Consider the following 19,123-nt stretch of genomic DNA (forward strand, 5'->3'; position numbering starts at 1 on the left):
ACGGTCCATCTCGCCGTCGCATCCCGACAAGGCTCACTGAATCCGCCCCGGATTTGAACCTCCATCCATTTCGCGGCGTCAAATCCCCGGAATTTGCAAGTCGGCGCCGTCGATCATGGTGCCGGAGAGGGGCTTAGAAATCAGATGGATGCAGCCAAAACGCCGGGCATCTTCGTCCACCAATATGCGGGTCTGCCGCAAGGTCCGGCTTTCGAACATTGGCGCGAGCGGGCCTTCGGGTCCTGTGGCCTCGACATCGGGCCAAGCCATGGCGACAGCATCGATTGCCGGCTCCAGGTCAGCGTGGTCGACAATATCGCGCTCGCCATTCCCGAAGGTGCCTCCGCGCAATATTCACGCACGCAAGGCGGGCTGGCGGACGGCAGCGACGATCTGGTCCTGATCGCGGCCCATGCAGGCCTCGTCCGCGTCAGGCAGAACGGCCATGCCGTCGAGCTTGCGCCCGCGCAGATGGTGCTCGCCGACATGAGCATCACCGGCTCCGTCGGCCATACCGCCGACGACCGCTTCACCACCATCCGCATGCCGCGCCGCGCGCTGCTCGACATCAATCCGCGCGCGGAAGAGAAGCTGTCGCAGGTGCTTTCCGATGGTGCGGTCGCCGAGACGATTTTTCGCTACCACGCGCTTGCCGCCAATCAGGCGCCACATCTGGACGCCGTCGGCCAGCGCCTGACCGCGCAGCACATGGTCGATCTCGTCGGTCTCCTGCTCGGCACCGATGCCGAGCATGCCAGCCTCGCACGTGGGCGCGGACACGCGGCGGCCCGTCTCGATCTGATGCGCGCCGACGTGATGGCCGCGCTCGGGCGTAACGATCTCTGCCTCTCCGAAGTCGCGACGCGTTCCGGGCTCAGCCCGCGCCAGGCCCAGCGCCTGTTCGAGCAGGCCGGTACGACCTTCACCGAATTCGTGCTCGAGCAGCGCCTTCTCCTGGCGCGAAAACTGCTCGGCGATCCCCGCGCGAGGGCGCGCAAGATCAGTGACATCGCGCATTCCTCCGGCTTCTCCGACCTGTCCTATTTCAATCGCGCCTTCCGCAAGCGCTTCGGTGCGACGCCATCGGACCTGCGCGAGGCCTGAGGCCGCGATTTTGTGCCGCGGCGCGGCGTGCGCGTCACCTCGGTCGAGGCCGCCGGCATCCGTCTGAGCTCGTGCGAGTTCATCCCGACGCAGACAGTGATCTGGTGTGCCGGCATGCGCGCGAGCGGTCTGACGGAAAATTTCACAGGTGCGCGCGATCGCCTCGGGCGCGCTTTACACCGAAGGCTGGGGCTGCGAGGTGCGCAGCACCGGCGCGGCCGCCAAGGCGACCAAACAGACCATCAACCGCAAGCGCATCTATCCGCCGCTCTCGGGGAGCAAGGACGAGCTGTTCGCAGCAGCCGCGCCGACGGTGCAGGCGCCACCGCCGACCTATGGAGCGCCGCGCCGTTGAGCCGGGCCATGCGTCCATTCGGCCCCACGAACCGGCCGACCAAGGCAAGGTGATCTGTCCGTCAGGCAAAGAAGCCGTAGTTGATCTTCCAACCGGTGTTCTTTTCCAGTTCCTCGTACGGGGCATCGAAGCCCTGCGTTCTGCCATAGCCGCTCGCACTGACATATCGAACGGGCTCGTTCGTCTCGAAATAGAATTCGATCGCGCCGCCGCCTAGATCCTCCGCACGCTCCCAGTAGCCCTTGCAACAGGGGTAGCCTCCGTCCGCTCCGAACAGTTTGAGCCAGCCCCACAGCGCGAAAGACATCTGTCCTCGAGCCTCAATCGCACCTGGCGGTTCTTCGGCCAAGTAGACGAATCGAACCCCGGGAAAGGCCTGGCTGAGCTGCAGTTGGACGTCGGCTACACTGCCCAGCTCAGTCCGGTCCGGTTTGCGGATCACGCCACGCAATGACATCTACGCCTCGGCTTTCGTGCACACACCGTTCACGACGATGATCGCGCAAGGACGCTCGTGACCAGAAGCAGGTCTCCAGCGCAGCCGGCTATTGAACTTCGACATAGCGAATGATGCTCTGGTTCTGAACGTTCGCGATCAATTCGTCCGCACGGGACAAAAGCCGGCGCAGCAGGGGCGACGAATTTGTCCTGTTATATCCCAGGGCCAATTCGACCGTCGGCGTGCTGCCTTCGAGTGCTCTGGCGACGACGTTCGGTGCCAGCATGTTCTGCGCATAAAGGGGTACGAGGCTGATTCCGCCCGTGGATGCCACGAGCGACATCGCCGACGATATATTCTCGCCTTCGTACTTCGCCTTGAGCGTAATGCCGACCCGGGATGCGTAGTTCTGGATGACCTCTTGCAGGACGGGAGAGGTTCTCGCGGAGCTGACATAGATCTCGCGGGCGAGATCCTGGGGACGGATCGTCTTGCGCGATGCCAGACGATGTTCGGCCGAAAGCACCGCTATCAAGGGCTCCTTCGCCAGCATCTTGAAGACGACGCCCTCGTTGTCCTTCTCGGGACGAAGGAAAGCGATATCCAGCTTTCCCCGCGTCAATGCGAGCGCGAGTTCTGGTGAGGATTGCGTGCTGAGCGTGACTTCCACGTCGGGGGCTTCCTCGCGGAGGATGCGCAGAAGCTGGGGGAGCCACATCACCTCCAATCCGACGAGAAAACCCATCGAGAGAACGGGCTTTTGCGGTTGCGCAGTCTGCCGGGCCCCTTCCGTTGCAGCTTCGACCTGCAGCAGCGCCAGCCGCGCATGATCAAGAAACACGCGTCCGGCGGCGGTCAGCGTCACGCCGCGCGCCTGGCGCTCCAATAATTGTACGCCGACTTCGTCTTCCAGATCGCGGATCTGCCGGCTCAGCGATGGCTGCGAGGTGTTGAGTCGCCGCTCGGCGGCATTCAGCAGGCTGCCTTCTTCGGCGACGGCAACGAAGTAGCGCAGGTGCCGGAGCTCCATCATCCCCTCGTATATCTTCCAGGCATAGCTTGAAGCCTACAAGGTCTTGGTCAGGAGCCAAAGAGGGATTTACCGTTTCGCAGTCTTCAACCAAGAAAAGGACAACGAACAATGTCTTCGCCGAAGCCTCGTGTCGTCTTCAGCAAAGTGATTCCAGCATTCCAGCCCGATAGGCACGGCGGAATCGCAATTCAGGACGGCTTCGACAATTCTGCCGCGCGATCGAGAGTGGCACCCCTCGTCTAGCGGGAAACGCGTGCGCATGCGCAGCAGCGACGAAAAGCGCCGCGCCGGCTGCGGCGATAGCGCGTCGGGGATGGGGTGTTGCCACGGCAAGGCTCGCCGGCGAGGCCGTTGAAAATCGTGTCTTCGGGAAAGCCAGGGGGCGCGATGTGTGGCCTGATCAACTTGGGCGTGCTTGCTCTTTCAAGATCCCCTTTCCGCAAACTCTTCAACAAATATCCAACAGCGCAGATGGAGCGATTCGATGTCCACGATCACGACGACAGACGGCGTAAGCATCTTCTACAAGGACTGGGGGCAGGCCAGCCGATCGTTTTCAGCCACGGTTGGCCACTGACCGCGGACGACTGGGATGCTCAGATGATGTTCTTCCTTCATCACGGGTATCGTGTGATCGCCCACGACCGGCGCGGCCACGGCCGGTCCGGCCAACCCGGCACCGGCAACGACATGGATCATTGGGTTGAAGACCTCGCGGCCCTGACCGAACACCTCGACCTGCGCGACGCGATCCATATCGGGCATTCGACAGGTTGCGGTGAGGTCGCTCGCTACGTTGCTCGCCACCCGGCGCGCGTCGCGAAGGCCGTGCTGGTCGCTTCACTGACGCCGAACATGTACCGCAGCGAGGACAATCCGTCCGGTCAAGCGCCGGAGTGGTTCGAAGCGATCCGGGCCGGTATGTTGGGCAACCGGTCGGAGTTCTACCGTTTCGTCCCCGAGAATCCGTTCTACGGCTACAATCGCGACGGGGCCAAGCCTTCCGAAGCCATCATCGCCAACTGGTGGCGCCAAGGCATGGCCGGTGGTGCCCTCGCTCACTATGCGACTGTCGACTCCTGGCTCGAAGATTATACCGAGGACCTCAAGAAGATCACCGTGCCGGTGCTGGTGATGCATGGCGAGGCGGATCAAATCGTCCCATTCGCAAGTACCGTGCCGCGTGCGGTCAACCTGCTTAAGAACGGGTCGCTGAAAACTTATCCAGGCTACCCCCATGGCATGCTCACCACACATGCCGATGTCCTCAACCCCGACCTGCTCTCGTTCATCAGGTCTTGACGACATCTCCATGGAGGCTGCTGACCGGGGCCTGTTCGGCGGCCGGGCCCGGCCACAAACCCTGGCGTTGCCCGACGGGCAAAACACGCCAGTGGTAGGGCAACCCGCGCTCGTTAAAATATTCCACTTTACCGAAATTCGGAAACAGCGTATGCAGATCGCACTCCGGCCCAACGAAGAGGGGCGTATCGCGATCGTCACGAACGCGGGCCGGACGGCGGTGGACGTGGGTCACGTCGGCGCGGAGGGTTTTGCAGGGCGGGCAACCGTGAGCGAAGCCGCCGCGCACACGATCGGTGTGATCGGCGTACGGCAAAATCGTGTGGTCCTGACGCCCGCAGGCTGGCGTCAAGCGTTGCGGTGATGTAGCGGCCCGACCGGGCACGCGCATCGTCAGCCGCAAGGCGACGGGGGCAAGAGTGCATCGCTCCCCGAGGAGAGCTCGACATAAGCCGTCAAACCACTGCGCAGGGAAGGCCGGATGTCTGGCTACACCTGTATGCCGCTGTGCAAATTCTTGTTGCCACCTTCCGCACAGTGGACCGTGGGTGCCCGGCCGGCACCCGGTCTTCCCTGCGCCCTTTCATTTGAGGGTGAAACGATGAAACAAAGCTCGGGCGAAATGAGCCGCGAGGATGCGAAACCGTGTCTGCGATTGAAAATGCAAGCTGAAGAAGCACGCTGCCGACCCACACTCCGTCATTGCGAGGAGCGAAGCGACGAAGCAATCCAGACTGCTTCCGCGGAGGGATTCTGGATTGCTCCGCTGCGCTAGGAATGACGAATCCGGGCGGGCTGCACGTGCCCGAAACATCACCCCAGACATGAGAAAGCGCCCGTGGGGGGCGGGCGCTTTCTGTAGTCGACTTGGGGTTGGGGTCGTCTACATATCCACGTGGCGACTTTGGGGGGCTGGTAAAGAGCCGCGTGAATTCCTGAAACTCATGTCTCCTTAGCGAACCAGCGAAACGTTGGAGCTGGTGATTGCCACCGGCTTGCCGGCCTTCATCACGCGAGCGGTCTGGGTCAAGCCTTCGTCTGAACTCGTACGCGCGGTGATTCCGAAGCCCGCCACCGTGATGCCGGCAACGAGCGCAACGATCACGATCTTCAGGTGGGTCGAGCGATCTGCGCTGTAAATCGAGTGGTTCATGGAAGGCTCCTGCCGCCATCTACCCGAAGTAGTCGCCGCCTTGTTGAGGCAGGTTCATACTTCCGATGCCCAACAACCTAGTATTGCGGGGATTCGTTCCCAAGATGCGATCACAAGAGCGTGACGCGGCGTGAAAAGCCGCGATCAAAAACTGACCCTATTCGTGCAATTTTGCAATTATTTCAAAGCTGTAATCTGCGTTCAAGGCGCCTCGCCGGCATTTGGTCGACAAGGCGCCGGGAACTCAAAAACCATTTGCCTGTTGCCGAAAAACACACGGCTTCTTAAGGCAAATCAGATGCTTCCGACCGTTTTCAACCGCGCCCGCGGATGGATCTCGGCCTGCGACAGCACCGTGGTCTGGGCCCGGAACCGCTCGACCAGGGAGCGGACGAAGGGACGAATTGCCGCAGAGGTCACCAGCACCGGCGACTCGCCTTCGCGGGCGGCGCGCTCGAACGCCTCGCGAACGCCGGTCATGAACTCCGACAGCTTCGACGGCTGCATCGCGAGGCTGCGCTCCTCGCCCTGCCCGATAATGGATTCGGCAAAGGCTTGTTCCCAGCGGGCCGACAGCGCGATCAGCGGCAGGTAACCGCTGTAGGAGGTGTTCTGTGCGCAGATCTGGCGGGCCAGGCGGGCGCGGACGTGCTCGACCATGGTGGCGGGATTGCGCGAGAAGGCGAGCGAGTCGGCGATTCCTTCGAGGATGGTCGAGAGGTCGCGGATCGAGATGCGTTCGGCGAGCAGCAGCTGCAACACACGCTGGATGCCGGAGACCGTGACCTGTCCGGGCACGATGTCCTTGACCAGTTCGCCCTGCTCCTTCGGCAGCTCCTTGAGCAGCTTCTGGACCTCGCCATAGGAGAGCAGGTCCGACATGTTGGCCTTGAGCAGCTCGGTGAGGTGGGTCGAGAGCACGGTCGCGGCGTCGACGACGGTGTAGCCCTTGAGCGATGCCTCCTCCTTGAGACTGGCGTCGACCCAGGTCGCGGGCAGGCCGAAGGTCGGCTCGGTGGTGTGGATGCCGGGCACCTGCACCTGGCTGCCGCCGGGGTCCATGACCATGAACTGATTCGGCCAGATCTTGCCGGTGCCGGCGTCGACCTCCTTGATCTTGATGATGTAGGTGTTGGCTTCGAGCTGGACGTTGTCGAGGATGCGCACGGCGGGCATCACGAATCCCATCTCGATCGCGAGCGAGCGGCGCAGCGCCTTGATCTGCTCGGTGAGACGGTCGGTGCCGTCGGGGCCATTGACCAGCGGTAGCAGCGCGTAGCCGAGCTCGATCTTGAGGTCGTCGATCTTGAGCGCGGCGGAGATCGGCTCCTCGGCCGCAGCGGAGCCCGGCGCGCCGGGTGTGCCGGCGGCGGGCGCGGTCTTCGCGACTTCGGTAGCCTTGGCGGTCGCCCGGTTGCGGTTGCGGGCGTTCCAGGCGAGGAAGCCGGCGCCGCCGCCGAGTATAAGGAAGGGGAGCGCAGGAATGCCCGGCAGCAGTCCCAGCACCAGCATGACCGCCGAGGACATTGCCAGCGCCTGCGGATAGCCGGAGAACTGCTTCATCAGCGCCTTGTCGGCGGCGCCGGACACGCCGGCCTTGGAGACCAGCAGGCCGGCCGCGGTCGAGACGATCAGCGCCGGCACCTGGGTGACGAGGCCGTCACCGACGGTCAGCAGCGTGCAGCTGCGCCCGGCGTCGGCAAAGGAGAGCCCCTGCTGCGCCACGCCGATGATCATACCGCCGACGACGTTGATGAAGACGATCAAGAGGCCCGCGATGGCGTCGCCGCGGACGAACTTGGAGGCACCGTCCATGGCGCCGAAGAAGCCGCTTTCGTCCTCCAGTTCCTTGCGGCGGTGCTTGGCAGTCGCCTCGTCGATCAGGCCGGCGCCGAGGTCGGCGTCGATCGCCATCTGCTTGCCGGGCATGGCGTCGAGGTGGAAGCGGGCGGCGACTTCGGCGATACGGCCCGAACCCTTGGTGATGACGATGAAATTGACGATGATCAGGATGGCGAAGACGATGATGCCGATGACGAAATTGCCGCCCATCACGAAGCTGCCGAAGGCCTCGATGACGTGACCGGCGGCCGCCGTGCCTTCGTGGCCGTGCGACAGGATCAGGCGGGTCGAGGCCATGTTCAGCGACAGGCGCAGCATGGTCGAGATCAGCAGGACGGTCGGGAAGGCGGAAAATTCCAGCGGCGCCTGGATGAACAGCGACGTCATCAGGATCAGGATCGAGAGCGTGATCGAGATCGCCAGGAACAGATCCAGCACGATCGCGGGCAGCGGAAGGATCAGCACCACCAGGATGGTGAGGACGCCCAGCGCCAGCGCGATATCGCCGCGCTTGAGGATGTTCACGACCTCGGCAAGGGTGGGGAAGCCGGCGTTCGTGCTGCCTACGCCCTGTCCGGCGGTGACGTCGACCATGCTAGCTGCTCCCCCGCGCGACTGCCGTCCGCGCGCCCCAATCGTCTGCGCGGCGGCCGAAGGACCGCCGTTCCGAAAGTGAGGCACCGCACTGGCGTCCACGGGGGACCTCCCGTTCTACGCGGCTGACGACACTCGACTTCACTCGGCAATTCTTGCCGGGTGTATGGTTAGCAAAGGGTTAACGGCGGGTGCGGCAGGAGGTCGGGCCCGGCTGTTTCGGGGCCTTCCCGGGCAGTCATTCCGGGGCGCCCGGAGGGCGAGCCCGGAATCCATCGTGCTGCAGCTGTTGTCGGGAAATAGATTCCGGGCTCGCGCCATGGGGCACGCCCTGGAATGACGATGGAGCCTACTTCGCCTTATCGATCCTGGTCACCGTATACCCCGAAGCCGCCTCCTCGGCCTCGAAGGTGACCTTGTCGCCGACCTTCAGCTGCTTGAGCAGAGCGGGATCCTTGACGCGGTAGACCATGGTCATGGGCTCCTCCATGCCGAGACTCTTGGCCGGGCCATGCTTGAGCGTGATCTTGCCGGTGCTCTCGTCGATTTTCCTGACCTCGCCGCTGATCGCGGCGCCTCCGGCCGCAAGGGCTCCAGCGGTAAGGCTCACGGTCAGCGCCAGTGCGGCTGCGAGGCGAATGATGCGGATCATGGGAAGCTCCATCGCTTACTTCACGGTGACGTGGCCGACCATGCCGTAGTCGCGATGGTCGGGGATCAGGCAGGAAAATTCGAAGGTGCCGGCCTTGGTGAATTTCCAGAGGATCTCGGCTGTCCTGCTGGGTGCGAGCCTGACCCCGTTGGGATCGTCGTGCTCCATGTGTGGATGCTTTTTCATGACCTCCGCATGTGCCAGATTTTCCTTGGGCGTCGCGAGCAGGAATTCATGATCCTCCTTGCCGACATTGCGCAGCACGAAGCGGATCTGCTCGCCGCGTTTGACCTCGATCCGCGCGGGCGTGTAGTCCATCTCGTTCATCACGATCTCGATGGTGCGGGCGGGCCTTTTGGGATTGCCGGGCTCGCCGGCTGAAAAGGTCTCGTGCGCATGATTTTCATGGGCGAGCGCGGGCGCGAGCGACAACGCCACCAGCGCCAAAGCGAGTCTGATCGTCTTCATCCTGGTCTCCAGTTCGTGGTTCATCACAACGTTCACATCTTCATTTTGTGCGAGGGCCTGCCCGGCTCCCGTGCCGGCGCCGCATCGGGCGCCTCGACCTCGTAGGCGACGGTGCCTTGCGGAAATTGATAGGGGCCGGGATCGCGATAATCGTCGCGCGGAAGGCCCTCGCGGATCTTCATCACCGTGAACATGCCGCCCATCTCGATCGGGCCGAACTGCCCGGTGCCGCTCATCATCGGTAGCGTGTTGTCGGGCGCGGGCATCTCCATGTTGCCCATCGACATGCCGGTCGAACCCATCGCCATGCCGTCGGGCGCGAGCTTGCCGACGGCCCTGGCGAGATCCTTGCGCGACACCCCGATCAGATTGCGCATGTCGTGGCCCATCGCATTCATGGTGTGGTGCGACTTGTGGCAGTGAAACGCCCAGTCGCCGGGATTGTCGGCGAGCACGTCGAACACACGCACCGCGCCGACCGGCACGTCGGTCGTCGTCTCCGGATATTGCGCGCTCTCCGGAATCCAGCCGCCATCGGTGCAGGTCACCGCAAAGCTGTGGCCGTGCAGATGGATCGGATGGTTGGTCATGCTGAGATTGCCGATGCGCACGCGCACCTTGTCGCCGAGCCGCACCGGCAGCGGATCGATGCCGGGAAACACCCGCGCATTCCAGGTCCACATGTTGAAATCGGTCATCTCGTTGACCTTCGGCAAATAGGTGCCGGGATCGACGCGGTAGGTGCTCATCACGAAGACGAAGTCGCGGTCGACGGGACGGAAGCCCGGGTCGCGCGGGTGCACCACGACCATGCCCATCATGCCCATCGCCATCTGCACCATCTCGTCGGAATGCGGGTGGTACATGAACGTCCCGCTCCTCTTCATCTCGAATTCATAGACGAAGGTCTTGCCGGGCTGGATGTGCGGCTGGGTCAGTCCGCCGACGCCGTCCATGCCGCTCGGGATGATCATGCCGTGCCAGTGCACGGTGGTGTACTCGGGCAGCTTGTTGGTGACGAAGATGCGGACCTTGTCCCCTTCCACCGCCTCGATGGTTGGGCCAGGCGACTGGCCGTTGTAGCCCCAGAGGTTCACCTTCATGCCCTCGGCGAACTCACGCACCACCGGTTCGGCGACGAGATGGAATTCCTTCCAGTCGCCGTTCATGCGGAACGGCAGCGACCAGCCGTTCAGCGTGACGACCGGGCGATAGTCGGGCCCGCTGATGGGGTGCAGCGGCGGCTGCATCACCACCTGGTCCATGACAGGCGCCTCCGGAATCGAAGCGGCCTGCACGCGGCCGCTGACGGCGGACGCACTGGCAAGTGCGGCGGTGCCCAAAAATCCTCGGCGGGAAAACATCCTGGTCTCCATGTCAGTGGCCGCCATCGGCAGACGCTGCCGCGGCGATGGTAGTTGAAGTGTCGCCGCCGGACGCGGGCGCGCCCCCGCCATTGACCGCGGTTTGCAGGTCGGACTGGGCGAGAAAGAATTTCTGCCTGGCGTCGATCGCGCCGCGCAGCGACGCAAGGCGCTGCCGTGCTTCGGTCAGCAGTGCGAAGATGTCGACCTGCATGCTGGAGAAGCGGAGCTGCATCTCCTCGGTGATGATCTTTCGCAAGGGAAGGATCTCGCGCTGGTAGTGGCTGGCGATGTCGTAGCTAGAGCGGTAGGTGCGATAGGCATCGCGCGCCTCGGACCGCACATTGACGGCGCGCTCGGTCAGGCGATTGAAGGCGAGATTGTAGGTCTCGGCCGCCTGCCGCACCCGTACCTCGCCGCCGTCGAAGATCGGAATCTGGAACTGCACGTCGAAGCCGCGCTCGCGGAACGGGGCGCCTTCCGGATCCTGGGTGCGACGGGAGATGCCGGCGAGATCGAGCAGCGTCACGAAGCGTGTCGTCTCGGTGAGGTTCAACGACTTCGCCAGCGCCGTCAGCTCCAGCCGCGCGATCTGCAAGTCGATGCGATGAGCAACCGCGTCGGCTTCGATCGACGGCAATGCCTGCGGCCGGCGCGGCAATGGCGGCAACTGGTTGGGCAGACGGAAGTCCAGGCCGTCGTCCCACAGCCCCATCAGGCGCGCGAGCCTCTCGCGGGCGCTCGCCGCGGTCTGCCGTGCGGCTGCGAGGTCGGCGGTGGTCTCGGCGTAGAACACCTGCTCGCGGGCCTGGTCGAGCTTGTTGAGCGCGCCGGTCTCGCCAAGCTTGACCGCAAGCTGGGCGGTCGATTCCGCCGTCGCCTTCGCGTCCGTCAGCAGCACCACCATCTCGTTGGCGGCAACGCTGCGAACGTAGGCGCGGCGCACATCGGCGGCGAGCCGCAGCGTCGCCAGCGCCGCGCGCAATTGCGCCTGGCGGAAGCGCTCGCGGGCGATGTCGGATCGGAATGGCAGTGTCGCCAGCGCCAGGATGTCGCCGACGACCTGACGCTCGATCTCGCTGGCGCCATTGCCCGAAATCCGCGAGATCGAGAAAACCGGATTGGGCGGCAGGCTCTGCTCGACGAGATCGGTCTCGGCGAGCGCGAGCTCGTTGTAGGCGGCTTGCAGCCCCTTGTTGTTGAGCAGCGCGATCTGGACCGCCCTCTCCGCGTTCAATGTCCGCGTGAGCAACTTGCGAACGCGCGCGTCGACCGCGCCGGCGCCCTCGGGCGTTCGCACGAAGGCGACGTCCTGGTTGATGGTCTGGCTCGTCAGGTCGGAGACCGCATTCATGCCGCTATCGGGCGAGAAGGCGGCGCAGCCAGAGAGGGCCAACGTCGCAACGAGGAGCAGGTTGCGCGCAAGATGGTGTGCCATGGCGCGCTCCTACCGGTCTTGCTTCGGCTGCGGCGCAACGGCGTCGTTGCGGTCGCGCCATGGCGCCGGCGCCGCAGGTCGCAGGCCGGTGTAGGGCGCGATCGTCGACCGATAGCCGGCAGCCGCGACCTTTGCCGCGGGATCGGCAGGATCAGCGCCGGCCACGTAGGTCGTTGCCGGCATGCAGCCGGTGAGCGCCAGCGCGGCCGAGGCCAGCAGGCAACAAGACAGGAAGTGTCGTCCACGCGCTGACGATGCAGCGGCGAACTTCGCCCCGAGAAGCGTAAGCATGATTCATCCCTGATCTGTCCGAAGACCAAAGGCGCACGCGCGCGGACGCGCGGAGCCTCAACTCGTCTTGTCAGGTCAGGCGATGGGAAGGGCGGTAGAGCAGGGGCGGCGCCTCGCTGTGGAGACTCACAACGATCTCCGGCGCGCAGGCGGAGATGGGCAGGACCGGCTTGGCGACGGCAGGCAGATCGGCCGGCAGCGCGCTGACGCACATCATCGCGCAGCATGGGCCGGCTTTGCCCTTGCCGTCATGATGATGCTGGACCGGTGCGTCCTGCGCGGCGGTCTGGTGATGCGTGTGCGGTCCCGAATGGTCATGCGAGGCGACACCAGACATGTGCTGGGCCGGCAACTGATGATGCGCAGGCACTTGGTCGACGCGGAGCACATCGTCGAGGCACGGCGCCGGACCGCTGCCCCAGGCGAGGCTGGCTGCCGGCGCGAGCACGCAGAACAGATAGGCGAGGGCGATGATCCGCCCCACCCTGATCCGCATCGATCGCGTCAATTGCAGCAACATACCGTCGATTGGCCCAATGCGCGGCACTGTTGCACACGCAGATTGCAAACTAATGGCAAACCGCCATTTCGCCAAGCTCTTCCTACCGCAGTGCACCGCGCATGCCCAATATCGCGGCACGATGCTTGACCACAGGGCGATCAGCGAACATGGTCCGCGCCGTGCACGCACCTAATCACCCCGGACAAATACCTGAAACATTCACCCCTGATTCGCGTCAGGCCTGGGTGCGCCTTGTCATTGCGCTTCTGATCGGCTCGATCGGTGGCGTCGGCATGTGGGCGGTGGTGGTCGTGATTCCCGTGGTGCAGACCGAATTCGCCGCCACGCGCGGCGCGGTGTCGCTGGCGTTCACGCTGATGATGTTCGGCTTCGGGCTCGGCGGCGTGATCGCGGGCAAGATCACCGACAAGTTCGGCATCGTGGCGGCGATGGCGATCAGCATTGCCTTCCTCGGCGTCGCCAATGTGCTGGCGGGACTCTCGACCCAGCTCTGGCAGTTCGTCGCGGCGTATTTCCTGATCGGGCTCGGCACGTCGGCGACCTTCGCGCCGCTGATGGCGGAGGCTTCGCACTGGTTCGAGCGCTATCGCGGGCTCGCCGTGACCATCGTCGCGAGCGGCAATTACGTCGCCGGCACGATGTGGCCGCCGCTCATCAGCACGGGCATGGCGACGATCGGCTGGCGCTATACCCATATCGGGATCGCCCTCGTCTGCGTCAGCCTGATGACGATCCTGGTGCTGGTTCTGCGCGCGCAGATGGGCGACGACAAGGTCCACGATCATGCCAATGCTCAGCCGCCGCGGGTCGATCTCAAGCTCTCGACCAACACGCTGACGGTGCTGCTCTCGATCGCCAGCATCTCCTGCTGCGTCGCCATGGCGATGCCGCAGGTGCATATCGTCGCCTATTGCGGCGATCTCGGCTATGGCGTGGCACGCGGCGCCGAGATGCTGTCGCTGATGATGGCCTGCGGCATCGTCAGCCGGATCGGCTCGGGCTATCTCGCCGACAAGATCGGCGGCATCCGCACGCTGCTGGTCGGGGCGCTGGCGCAGGGCTTTGCGCTGGTGTTCTATTTGTTCTTCGACAGCCTGACCTCGCTCTACATCATTTCCGCGATGTTCGGCCTGTTCCAGGGCGGCATCGTGCCGAGTTACGCCATCATCGTGCGCGAGGCGATGCCGGCCAGCGAGGCCGCGACCCGCGTCGGCATCGTGATCTTCGCCTCCGTGTTCGGCATGTCCTTCGGCGGCTGGGTATCGGGCATCATCTTCGATTCCACCGGCTCCTATGCGGCAGCGTTCACCAACGGCGTGGCGTGGAATGCGCTCAACATTGGCATCGTCGTGACGCTGCTGATCCGGTCGCGGATGAACGCGGTCAGGACCGGGCCGGGATTTGCGACCTAGGCTTCCCGTCCCACCTTCAAAAGCGAGCAGCCGGTGATCTTGTAGCTGCCGTCGGGTTGAAGCTCGAGCGTATAGAGCGCCTCCCAAGCCTCGCCATTGGAGTCGACTATATTGACCCGCTGGGAGACCGAGCTGCCTTCGCTCTTGCTGTCGCCGAACTCGAAGCTCTTGTGCCGGTAGACCGGCGCGTAACCGTTCTGCACCATCGACATGAAGATGTCCGGCGCGGCGAAGAGTTCGCGAATTGCCGGCGCAGCATGGGAATAGGCTCCGGCCGCATCATCGCGCGCAAAAGCCTGCTCCTGGGCGCGGATGACGCCCTGTGCTGCTGTGACGTCGTCGGCGTAGGCCGGGACGGAGCTGAAGATAACGCTGATGGCGACGAGCAAGGCGGCGATGCGCATGACAGGCTCCGCGTTGAAATCCCGGCGATGCTGATCCTAGCACGGCTTGAGGGAAATACGGTCCACTATCGCTTCCGTTTCACCGCCGGCTTCGCAGGCTTTGCGGCGCGCGGCCTGGCCTTGGTGCCGGGTTGCACCCGCAGCCCGTCCACGAACACGTCGAGCATCCGCAGCACCGAGGATTGCCAGCCGGGCTGGTCGTGCATGTAGCACATGCCGACCAGCGCCCGCAGCAGGTCCTCCGGGCTGACGTCGCCGCGCATCTGGCCGGCCGCGACCGCGCGGTCGAGCAGCGAGCCGATCGCCTTGGTCAGCCGGTCCATCGAGAATGCCGCAAGGTCCGAGGAACTCTGGAACGTCAGCGCCAGCGCCGCCGACATGCCTTTTTTCGTGGCAACGAATTCGACGTTGGAGCGCAGCCAGCGCCGCAGCGCGGCGACCGGATCCCTGGCATTCTTCAATTGCTCGGCAAGCTCGCTGAGCTGCTCGACCTCGCGTCTATACACTGCCTCGAACAGATCCTCGCGCGTCGGAAAATGCCGGTAGAGCGTGCCGATGCCGACCCCGGCGCGCTTTGCCACGGCTTCCAGGCTCGCCTCGGGACCGCCGGCATTGAACACGGCCTTGGCGGCTTCGAGCACGCGCTCGCGGTTGCGCACGGCGTCGGCGCGGGGCTTCCGGGTCTGGTCGGTGTGGTCGTCCATGCCGGCAATGTAGATCACGAATTGGTTAGATTGAACCCTTGGCTAGCTCCATCGCGTTGGTGGCGCACGGGCTTTTGACGAATTCCAGATATTTCTCGGCAGCCCTTGTTAAGCGGAGGGTGCCTCCGTATCTTCGCTGGGATGTTGGCCGGCTTTCGCCCGGCTGGCACATGTCGACGGCGGCCACGGAGGTGGCGCGCCGGCCGACGACCCATGTCCATATCTGATCGGAGCCTTATATGAACCACTCCATCAGCCTCACCGTGAACGGTGCGCGGCGCGATTTCGTCCTCGACGATCCGCGCGTCACGTTGCTCGATCTCCTGCGTGAGCGCCTCGATCTGACCGGAACCAAGAAGGGATGCGACCGCGGCCAGTGCGGCGCCTGTACCATTCTCGTCGACGGCAAGCGCATCAACTCCTGCCTCGCACTCGCCGTCAGCCACGACGGCGCCGACGTCCTGACCATCGAAGGTGTTGCGCGGGGCGACCAGCTTCATCCGGTGCAGGCAGCCTTCATCGTCCATGACGGATTCCAGTGCGGCTTCTGCACGCCCGGCCAGATCATGAGCGCGATCGGCATGATGCACGAAGCCCAGGCCGGCAACGATCCCGAGCGCATTCGCGAATGCATGAGCGGCAATCTCTGCCGCTGCGGCGCCTATGCCGGCATCGTCGATGCAGTGCTCGAAGCGCAGGCCGGCGCCGATGAATCCAACCAGAGGCGCTCCGCATGAAGCAGTTCGACTATGTCAGGCCAGCCACGGTTGCCGAAGCCGTTGCCGCCGCCACCCAGCCGGGCGCTGTCTATCTTGCCGCCGGCACCAATCTGCTTGATCTGATGAAGGGCGGCGTGAGCCGGCCGGACCGTCTGGTCGATGTCACTCATCTCGACGGGCTCGACGGAATCGAAACGCTCTCCGACGGGTCATTGCGCATCGGCGCGCTCGTCAGCAACGCCGATCTCGCGCATGATGCCGGCTTTGCAAGGTCCTATCCGGCCGTCGCCGAAGCGCTGCTCTCCGGTGCCTCCGCACAACTGCGCAATGCCGCTACCGTCGGCGGCAATCTCCTGCAACGGACACGCTGCGCGTATTTCTACGACACGGCCAGCCGTTGCAACAAGCGCGAGGCCGGCTCTGGCTGCGACGCCCGCGGCGGCGAGAACCGCACCCACGCCGTGCTCGGCTGGAGCGAGAGCTGCATCGCGACCAATCCGTCGGACTTCTGCGTTTCGCTGCTCGCGCTAGACGCCATCGTCGAGATCGAGGGAGGAACGGCCGCCGCGAGATCGCCCTCGACGCGCTGCATCGCCTGCCGGGCGATACGCCCGAGCGAGACTTCGCGCTGGAGCCCGGCGATCTCATCGTCGCGGTGCGCCTGCCGCCGGCCGCGCGCGGTTTCGCGGGGCATGCGCGCTACCTCAAGGTTCGCGAACGCACGTCCTATGCTTTCGCAATCGTCTCGGCTGCGGCCGCGTTGCGTATCGAGAACGGCAAGATCGCCGAGGCGCGGCTTGCGCTCGGCGGCCTCGCCGCAAAGCCCTGGCGTGCCCGCGCTGCGGAGGACGTGCTCAGGAATGTCGCGCCCACGGCCGATGCCTTCCAGGAAGCCGCTTGGCGCGCGCTCAGCGACGCAAAGCCGTCCGGCGACAACGCCTTCAAGATCGAGCTCGCGCGCCGCATCGTCGTGCGCGCGCTGACCCTTGCCGCCACCGGCACGCCCGCGCGCATTCCAGCGTTGCCGGCGTCTCCCTTTGCATCGACCTCCGGAGCCATCCATGCCTGAGCTCACTCTCACCAGCGCTCCCGCTCATCTGCGCCACGAGCTCGAGCATCGGCCAGCCGCTGACCCGCCGCGATGGCGTCCTCAAGGTCAGGGGGCAGGCGACCTATGCCGCCGACAATCACCCGCCCGGGATGCTGTTCGCCGTGATCGCGGCCTCCAGCATCGCGCACGGCCGCGTGACCTCGCTCGATGTCGCCGCGGCCAAGCGCCATCCCGGCGTCGTCGACGTCATGACGCCGGACTACAAGCCACAGCTCGCGATCGATCCTGAGATCAAGACCAATCCGTTCGTGTTCCGGATGGAGGTCTTGCAGAGCCATGAGGTCCGTTACGCCAACCAGCCCATCGCCGTCGTGATCGCCGACACGCTGGAGGCGGCGACGGAGGGCGCGTTGCTGCTGGCGCCGCGCTATGAGGTGCTGCCTGCGCTCGTCGGCCTCGACGCCGGCGAAAGCTTCGTGCCGCCGGTCGTCGGCGTCGGCAATCCCACGGAAAACCATCGCGGCGATGTCGAGGCGGGCCTCGCTGCGGCCGACAAGCAGATCGACGCAGTGTACGAGACGCCGCCGCAATATCACAACGCCATGGAGCCGCATGCGATCGTGGCCGCCTGGGACGGCGACAGTGTGCAGATCGACATGCCGACCCAGGGTCTCATGCTGTCGCTTGCGCGCGTTGCCGAGCTGTTCGGCATCCCGCATGACAAGATCCACATCCGCAGCCCCTTCCTCGGCGGCGGGTTCGGCTCCAAGGGATTGATGGCGGGCCCTCCCGTGCTCGGTCTGATGGCGGCAAAGCTGGTCGGCAAGCCGGTCAAGCTCGTCCTGCGCCGCGAGCAGATGTATGGCCCGGTCGGCCACCGCGCGCCGACGCGCCAGCGGCTGCGCATCGGCACCGACGGCGAGGGGCGCCTGACCGCGCTCGATCATCACGCCCGAACGGTGTCGAGCACGTTCGACGATTTCTACGAGCCGGCCGCTGACGCCTCGCACACGCTCTACGCGGCACCTGCGATCCGCACCTCGCACGACGCCGTGCGCGTCAACACCGGCACGCCGCTGTTCATGCGCGCGCCCGGCGAGGCGACCGGTTCGATTGCGCTTGAGAGCGCGATCGACGAGATGGCCTGGGCGTGCGGCATCGATCCGCTCGCCTTCCGCCTGAAGAACTACGCCGAGGTCGAGCCGATCACGGGCAAACCGTTCTCGTCGAAGGCGCTGCGCGCCTGCTACGAGCAGGGTGCGGCGCGGTTCGGCTGGTCGAAGCGGTCGCTCCAGCCGCGGCAGATGCGCGACGATGCCGGCCTCCTGGTCGGCTGGGGCATGGGTACCGCAACCTTCCCGGCGTTGATGTTCCAGGCCGAGGCGCGCGCGGTGATCCGGCGCGACGGTTCTGGTGCGATGGAGATCGGGGCGCATGACATGGGGCAGGGCGCCTGGACGGCGCTCGCCCAGATCGCGGCCGATGAACTCGGTCTCGATATCGACCGCGTCGCGTTCAAGGCCGGCACGTCCGACCTGCCCGATGCCGGCATTGCCGGCGGCTCCGCACACACCGCGACCGCGGGCGCGGCGATCCACAGCGCCGGTGCGGCCGTGGTCGCAAAGCTCGCCGATCTCGCGACCGGCGACGAGCGCTCGCCGCTGTTCGGCGCGGGGAATGCCGGCGTAATCGCGCGTGATGGAAGGTTGATCCGGCGTGACGACGAGAGCCGCGGCGAAAGCTATGTCGAGATTCTCGCGCGTGCCGGGGTCGCCGAGGTCGAGGCGCGCGGCACCGGTGCGCCGAACCCCGCGGCGATGGAGGAATATGCCATGCACGCGCATGGCGCGGTGTTCGCGGAGGTGAAGGTCGATCCCGAGCTCGGCCAGATTCGCGTCAGCCGCATGGTCGGCGCCTTCGCGGCGGGACGCATCGTCAATCCGCGCATGGTGCAGAGCCAGCTGTTCGGTGGCATGATCTGGGGCATGTCCTTCGCGCTGCATGAGGAGGCCATCACCGACCGCCGCAGCGGCCGGATCATGAACCCCAATCTCGGCGAGTACCACATCCCCGTGAATGCCGACGTGCCGCCGCTCGACGTGATCACGGTCGAGGAGCACGATCCGCATGTGAATGCGCTCGGCATCAAGGGCGTCGGCGAGATCGGCATCACCGGCAGCGCCGGCGCGGTCGCCAATGCGGTCTGGCATGCGACCGGTGTGCGGGTGCGCCGGTTCCCGATCCGGATCGAGGAGTTGCTGATGCAGCTTTGAGG

The 19,123-nt window shown here is 65.0% G+C and carries 16 protein-coding genes and 4 pseudogenes; 8 read left to right on the forward strand and 12 right to left on the reverse strand.

What is annotated here, in order from left to right; genetic code table 11:
• The first annotated feature begins 144 nt into the window (after nucleotides 1-144).
• Nucleotides 145-1,104 (forward strand): AraC family transcriptional regulator, encoded by a 960-nt coding sequence (locus ACQ86E_RS20255; RefSeq protein ID WP_431201489.1) that lies wholly within the window; start codon nucleotides 145-147, stop codon nucleotides 1,102-1,104.
• A gap of 6 nt (nucleotides 1,105-1,110) precedes the next feature.
• Nucleotides 1,111-1,459: pseudogene (locus ACQ86E_RS20260) on the forward strand (NAD(P)/FAD-dependent oxidoreductase); the annotation flags it as partial.
• Between the two features lie 61 nt (nucleotides 1,460-1,520).
• On the opposite strand, the gene ACQ86E_RS20265 reads toward ACQ86E_RS20260, so the two are convergent.
• On the reverse strand, nucleotides 1,521-1,916 hold the full coding sequence (locus ACQ86E_RS20265) for a hypothetical protein (RefSeq protein ID WP_431201490.1): 396 nt from the start codon (nucleotides 1,914-1,916) through the stop codon (nucleotides 1,521-1,523).
• 88 nt (nucleotides 1,917-2,004) lie between these two features.
• Nucleotides 2,005-2,928 carry a LysR substrate-binding domain-containing protein gene (locus ACQ86E_RS20270; protein ID WP_431206517.1) on the reverse strand — a complete coding sequence of 308 codons (924 nt, stop codon included), beginning with the start codon at nucleotides 2,926-2,928 and terminating at the stop codon, nucleotides 2,005-2,007.
• Between the two features lie 487 nt (nucleotides 2,929-3,415).
• Between ACQ86E_RS20270 and ACQ86E_RS20275 the strand changes: the two are divergent.
• A pseudogene (locus ACQ86E_RS20275) lies at nucleotides 3,416-4,233 on the forward strand (alpha/beta fold hydrolase).
• A 10-nt stretch (nucleotides 4,234-4,243) separates the two neighbouring features.
• Nucleotides 4,244-4,597: a hypothetical protein gene (locus ACQ86E_RS20280; RefSeq protein WP_431201491.1), complete on the forward strand. Its 354-nt coding sequence runs from the start codon at nucleotides 4,244-4,246 to the stop codon at nucleotides 4,595-4,597.
• Between the two features lie 588 nt (nucleotides 4,598-5,185).
• On the opposite strand, the gene ACQ86E_RS20285 is transcribed toward ACQ86E_RS20280, so the two are convergent.
• From ACQ86E_RS20285 to ACQ86E_RS20320, 8 genes are all read right to left on the reverse strand, one after another.
• Nucleotides 5,186-5,386 carry a hypothetical protein gene (locus tag ACQ86E_RS20285; protein WP_151643769.1) on the reverse strand — a complete coding sequence of 67 codons (201 nt, stop codon included), beginning with the start codon at nucleotides 5,384-5,386 and terminating at the stop codon, nucleotides 5,186-5,188.
• 294 nt (nucleotides 5,387-5,680) lie between these two features.
• A complete protein-coding gene (gene flhA / locus ACQ86E_RS20290; RefSeq protein ID WP_431201492.1) occupies nucleotides 5,681-7,822 on the reverse strand; it encodes a flagellar biosynthesis protein FlhA in 2,142 nt (713 codons plus the stop codon).
• Between the two features lie 349 nt (nucleotides 7,823-8,171).
• The gene (locus tag ACQ86E_RS20295) at nucleotides 8,172-8,474 is read right to left on the reverse strand and encodes a copper-binding protein (protein WP_431201493.1); all 303 of its coding nucleotides are present in this window, start codon (nucleotides 8,472-8,474) and stop codon (nucleotides 8,172-8,174) included.
• Between the two features lie 15 nt (nucleotides 8,475-8,489).
• Complete coding sequence (locus tag ACQ86E_RS20300; RefSeq protein ID WP_431201494.1) at nucleotides 8,490-8,942, reverse strand: cupredoxin domain-containing protein; 453 nt, start codon at nucleotides 8,940-8,942, stop codon at nucleotides 8,490-8,492.
• Nucleotides 8,943-8,974: 32 nt separating this feature from the next.
• Nucleotides 8,975-10,306, reverse strand: coding sequence for a copper oxidase (locus tag ACQ86E_RS20305; protein WP_431201495.1), 1,332 nt, complete (start codon nucleotides 10,304-10,306; stop codon nucleotides 8,975-8,977).
• A gap of 13 nt (nucleotides 10,307-10,319) precedes the next feature.
• Nucleotides 10,320-11,744, reverse strand: a complete 1,425-nt coding sequence (locus tag ACQ86E_RS20310) for a TolC family protein (RefSeq protein ID WP_431201496.1) — start codon at nucleotides 11,742-11,744, stop codon at nucleotides 10,320-10,322.
• A gap of 9 nt (nucleotides 11,745-11,753) precedes the next feature.
• Entirely contained in the window at nucleotides 11,754-12,035 is a 282-nt protein-coding gene (locus tag ACQ86E_RS20315) for a hypothetical protein (RefSeq protein WP_431201497.1), read from the reverse strand.
• A gap of 70 nt (nucleotides 12,036-12,105) precedes the next feature.
• Complete coding sequence (locus ACQ86E_RS20320; protein ID WP_431201498.1) at nucleotides 12,106-12,531, reverse strand: hypothetical protein; 426 nt, start codon at nucleotides 12,529-12,531, stop codon at nucleotides 12,106-12,108.
• A 173-nt stretch (nucleotides 12,532-12,704) separates the two neighbouring features.
• Here ACQ86E_RS20320 and ACQ86E_RS20325 point away from each other — a divergent pair, with 173 nt between their 5' ends.
• A complete protein-coding gene (locus tag ACQ86E_RS20325) occupies nucleotides 12,705-13,970 on the forward strand; it encodes an MFS transporter (protein WP_431201499.1) in 1,266 nt (421 codons plus the stop codon).
• Here ACQ86E_RS20325 and ACQ86E_RS20330 read toward each other — a convergent pair.
• Together ACQ86E_RS20330 and ACQ86E_RS20335 are read right to left on the reverse strand one after the other, a co-directional pair.
• Nucleotides 13,967-14,374 carry a DUF4864 domain-containing protein gene (locus ACQ86E_RS20330; protein WP_431201500.1) on the reverse strand — a complete coding sequence of 136 codons (408 nt, stop codon included), beginning with the start codon at nucleotides 14,372-14,374 and terminating at the stop codon, nucleotides 13,967-13,969. The genes ACQ86E_RS20325 and ACQ86E_RS20330 overlap by 4 nt on opposite strands.
• A 65-nt stretch (nucleotides 14,375-14,439) precedes the next feature.
• Nucleotides 14,440-15,078 carry a TetR/AcrR family transcriptional regulator gene (locus ACQ86E_RS20335; RefSeq protein ID WP_431206518.1) on the reverse strand — a complete coding sequence of 213 codons (639 nt, stop codon included), beginning with the start codon at nucleotides 15,076-15,078 and terminating at the stop codon, nucleotides 14,440-14,442.
• Between the two features lie 239 nt (nucleotides 15,079-15,317).
• On the opposite strand from ACQ86E_RS20335, the gene ACQ86E_RS20340 reads away from it, so the two are divergent.
• The 3 genes and pseudogenes from ACQ86E_RS20340 (at nucleotide 15,318) to ACQ86E_RS20350 (ending at nucleotide 19,121) form a co-directional block, all read left to right on the forward strand.
• Nucleotides 15,318-15,815 carry a (2Fe-2S)-binding protein gene (locus ACQ86E_RS20340; RefSeq protein WP_431201501.1) on the forward strand — a complete coding sequence of 166 codons (498 nt, stop codon included), beginning with the start codon at nucleotides 15,318-15,320 and terminating at the stop codon, nucleotides 15,813-15,815.
• Nucleotides 15,812-16,866, forward strand: a pseudogene (locus tag ACQ86E_RS20345) (FAD binding domain-containing protein). The gene ACQ86E_RS20340 and the pseudogene ACQ86E_RS20345 overlap by 4 nt, the downstream one beginning before the upstream one ends.
• Nucleotides 16,859-19,121, forward strand: a pseudogene (locus ACQ86E_RS20350) (xanthine dehydrogenase family protein molybdopterin-binding subunit). The pseudogenes ACQ86E_RS20345 and ACQ86E_RS20350 overlap by 8 nt, the downstream one beginning before the upstream one ends.
• Nucleotides 19,122-19,123: the final 2 nt, after the last annotated feature.

Origin of the sequence: Bradyrhizobium betae, assembly GCF_050632175.1 — a bacterium.
GTDB lineage: Bacteria > Pseudomonadota > Alphaproteobacteria > Rhizobiales > Xanthobacteraceae > Bradyrhizobium > Bradyrhizobium betae_B.

Coding starts and splice junctions, on each gene's coding strand:
- ACQ86E_RS20255 (WP_431201489.1), top strand. CDS start 145: ATGGATGCAGCCAAAACGCCGGGCATCTTCGTCCACCAATATGCGGGT.
- ACQ86E_RS20265 (WP_431201490.1), bottom strand. CDS start 1,916: ATGTCATTGCGTGGCGTGATCCGCAAACCGGACCGGACTGAGCTGGGC.
- ACQ86E_RS20270 (WP_431206517.1), bottom strand. CDS start 2,928: ATGGAGCTCCGGCACCTGCGCTACTTCGTTGCCGTCGCCGAAGAAGGC.
- ACQ86E_RS20280 (WP_431201491.1), top strand. CDS start 4,244: ATGGAGGCTGCTGACCGGGGCCTGTTCGGCGGCCGGGCCCGGCCACAA.
- ACQ86E_RS20285 (WP_151643769.1), bottom strand. CDS start 5,386: ATGAACCACTCGATTTACAGCGCAGATCGCTCGACCCACCTGAAGATC.
- flhA (WP_431201492.1), bottom strand. CDS start 7,822: ATGGTCGACGTCACCGCCGGACAGGGCGTAGGCAGCACGAACGCCGGC.
- ACQ86E_RS20295 (WP_431201493.1), bottom strand. CDS start 8,474: ATGATCCGCATCATTCGCCTCGCAGCCGCACTGGCGCTGACCGTGAGC.
- ACQ86E_RS20300 (WP_431201494.1), bottom strand. CDS start 8,942: ATGAAGACGATCAGACTCGCTTTGGCGCTGGTGGCGTTGTCGCTCGCG.
- ACQ86E_RS20305 (WP_431201495.1), bottom strand. CDS start 10,306: ATGTTTTCCCGCCGAGGATTTTTGGGCACCGCCGCACTTGCCAGTGCG.
- ACQ86E_RS20310 (WP_431201496.1), bottom strand. CDS start 11,744: ATGGCACACCATCTTGCGCGCAACCTGCTCCTCGTTGCGACGTTGGCC.
- ACQ86E_RS20315 (WP_431201497.1), bottom strand. CDS start 12,035: ATGCTTACGCTTCTCGGGGCGAAGTTCGCCGCTGCATCGTCAGCGCGT.
- ACQ86E_RS20320 (WP_431201498.1), bottom strand. CDS start 12,531: ATGCGGATCAGGGTGGGGCGGATCATCGCCCTCGCCTATCTGTTCTGC.
- ACQ86E_RS20325 (WP_431201499.1), top strand. CDS start 12,705: ATGGTCCGCGCCGTGCACGCACCTAATCACCCCGGACAAATACCTGAA.
- ACQ86E_RS20330 (WP_431201500.1), bottom strand. CDS start 14,374: ATGCGCATCGCCGCCTTGCTCGTCGCCATCAGCGTTATCTTCAGCTCC.
- ACQ86E_RS20335 (WP_431206518.1), bottom strand. CDS start 15,078: ATGGACGACCACACCGACCAGACCCGGAAGCCCCGCGCCGACGCCGTG.
- ACQ86E_RS20340 (WP_431201501.1), top strand. CDS start 15,318: ATGAACCACTCCATCAGCCTCACCGTGAACGGTGCGCGGCGCGATTTC.